Consider the following 1,093-nt stretch of genomic DNA (forward strand, 5'->3'; position numbering starts at 1 on the left):
TATTGTCAATGTAACCACATAAGTCGGGTTTTGTGAGGAATGATTTTATGGCTTGAACGTCTTTGACTGTGACAGGAAGTGACCAGTTGGGGTATTTGCAGTCGCCGACTCCTATTAGTAGGGCGTAGTTGTGAGAAAGTGTTTTAGACATGGGTATTTTGGGGGTTGGTTTGTAGTATTGAAGGCGTTGTTGGATGGTTTGAATGACTTTGACGGTTTTAGATAAACCCTTTTTAAATTTAAAAGAGCTATTATTTTGTAGTGTTTTTGTTAACTCAATAATTGTCTTTTCTGAACCTATTTTACCTAGAGCTTCTGCTGCTTTATCACGCATATCACAGCTTGAGTCTTTTAGTAGTGGAATTAATTCCGGGATTGCAGTTTCTGAACCTATTTTACCCAAAGCCTCCGCTGCACTTCTACGAACATTTTTGTCTGAGTCTTTTAGCAGTGGAATTAATCCTGGAATTGCAGTTTCCGAGCCAATTTTACCGAGAGCTTCCGCTGCACTTCTACGAACATCTTTGTCTGAGTCTTCTAATATTTGAATTAGTCGTGGAACTGCCGTTTCGGAACATATTTTACCCAAAGCTTCCGCTGCACTCCTACGCACATCTTTGTCTAAGTCTTCTAGCAGTTTAATTAGCTCTGAAACTGCGATTCCAGAGCCTATTTTTCCTACAACCTCTACTGCTTGGCAACGCACATTAGATTCAGGATATTTAAAAAGTTTAATCAATTCAGGTATAGCAATTTCCGATGCAATTTTACCCAGAATATCTACTACTCTGCGACATATATTAGAGCCAGGATCTTTTAAAAAGTTAATCAACTCAGGAATAGCATTTTTTGAGCTTACTTTTTCTATAGCTTCCACTGCTGTCAAGCGAATATTATAATCATTGTTTTTTAGAAGTTTAATCAATTCAGGAATAGCAGTTTCCGATGCAATTTTACCCAGAACATCTACAGCACTGTCACGCACATTTTTGTCTGAGTCTTTTAAGAGTTTAATTAATTCAGATATAGCAATTTCTGAGCCAATTTCTGATAAAACCATCACTGCACTCTCACGCACGTTATTATTTGAATC

The 1,093-nt window shown here is 37.6% G+C and carries 1 protein-coding gene; it reads right to left on the minus strand.

The features are described from left to right. A partial coding sequence (locus tag F6K40_RS40465) for a HEAT repeat domain-containing protein (RefSeq protein WP_293146055.1) occupies positions 1–1,078 on the minus strand: 1,078 nt, incomplete at its 3' end. Between the last annotated feature and the right edge of the window lie 15 nt (positions 1,079–1,093).

This window comes from Okeania sp. SIO3I5, from assembly GCF_010672085.1.
In the GTDB taxonomy this organism is placed as follows: domain Bacteria; phylum Cyanobacteriota; class Cyanobacteriia; order Cyanobacteriales; family Microcoleaceae; genus Trichodesmium.